Origin of the sequence: Marinimicrobium alkaliphilum (assembly GCF_003259155.1) — a bacterium.
Lineage (GTDB): Bacteria > Pseudomonadota > Gammaproteobacteria > Pseudomonadales > Cellvibrionaceae > Marinimicrobium_A > Marinimicrobium_A alkaliphilum.
Genome location: NZ_QGMQ01000024.1, coordinates 1 through 1,156 on the forward strand (window position 1 = coordinate 1; position 1,156 = coordinate 1,156).

At 53.1% G+C, this 1,156-nt stretch carries 2 protein-coding genes; both read left to right on the top strand.

What is annotated here, in order from left to right; genetic code table 11:
• Nucleotides 1-250 (top strand): U32 family peptidase C-terminal domain-containing protein (locus DKW72_RS16235; protein WP_198411407.1); only part of this gene is annotated, 250 nt, incomplete at its 5' end.
• An 86-nt stretch (nt 251-336) separates the two neighbouring features.
• Nucleotides 337-810, top strand: coding sequence for a YqhA family protein (locus tag DKW72_RS16240; RefSeq protein ID WP_111643430.1), 474 nt, complete (start codon nt 337-339; stop codon nt 808-810).
• Nucleotides 811-1,156 lie beyond the last annotated feature (346 nt).

The window sequence follows — 1,156 nt, forward strand, 5'->3', positions numbered from 1 at the left end:
CCAACAATGGGTGGCCGAGCCCGTAGCAGAACAGGGCGGCTGGACCGAGGTGGATGCCAAAAACGGCTTTGCAGTAGGTGACCGCTTGACCTTACTGACCCCCGCAGGTAATCATACCTTCACCCCGACTGCATTGCGGGACAAGACCGGCCAACCGATTGAGCGCGCGCCGGGTTCGGGGCACCGGGTGCAGCTCCAGTTACCGGAGGGCTGTGAACCGAGCATGGCTCTGGTGGTTCGGGAGCTTTAGCCTCGGAGAAAACATGCTATAGTATTTGGGCACTTTCCGGGCGAAGCATACGGGTGCATATCTTCGACTGCCAGGACGTTAATTCGATGGAAAAGCTGTTTCACAGTAGCCGTTTTGTCGTGTTGGTTGCCGTTATGGTAACAGCCGTGTCTGCCGCTTTGCTGTATTTTGTCAGCATCACATTGCTTATCAATGTCGTTTCCGGTGTTTTTCTGAATGTGCCAAGCACCACCGATCAGGGTAAGAACCTTGTTGTCAGTTTGCTCAAGTTGCTCGACATTACTCTGATCGCCATCACCCTTCATTTAGTATCAGTCAGTCTGTTTCGGCTATTTATTACGCCCGTTAAAGCCGCCAAGAGTGCGTTTCTTAATATTCTGAATATTAAAAGCTTTCACGATCTTAAAATCACGATCATTCACGTTTCCGTGGTGGTGCTTACCATCCTGTTTCTGGAGCGAGCCGTCGAAGAAGGCGCGTCCCTCGATACCTTGTATTTCGGTGCAGCTATTTCGATGGTGATTTGGGCATCGGTATATGCCTCGGGGAAAATGCGTTAGTTTGCCTTCGTATGTCGTAAAGTGCTGGAGCATGAGCACCAAAGTTGGCGGATAAACCAAGACGCATGCTGCGTTTCCACGACTTCCGGCCGCTGTATGTTTTCAAGGTGTTTCAGTCGCCAAAATCCGAGTCTGGGCGACTGGTCCGAGGTGGGCGCTAAGAGCGCCTTAGCGGTAGTTGACCGCTTTACGTTACGTGCCCCTGCAGGCAATCATGCCTCCACCTTGATCGCTTATCGGGGATAATACAGGCCAACCGATTGAGCGCGCGCCTGATTCGGGTCGCCGGGTGCAACTCCCAATTACCGGTGGCCTCTGAACCGAGCACGGCGCTGGTGGTTCGGGA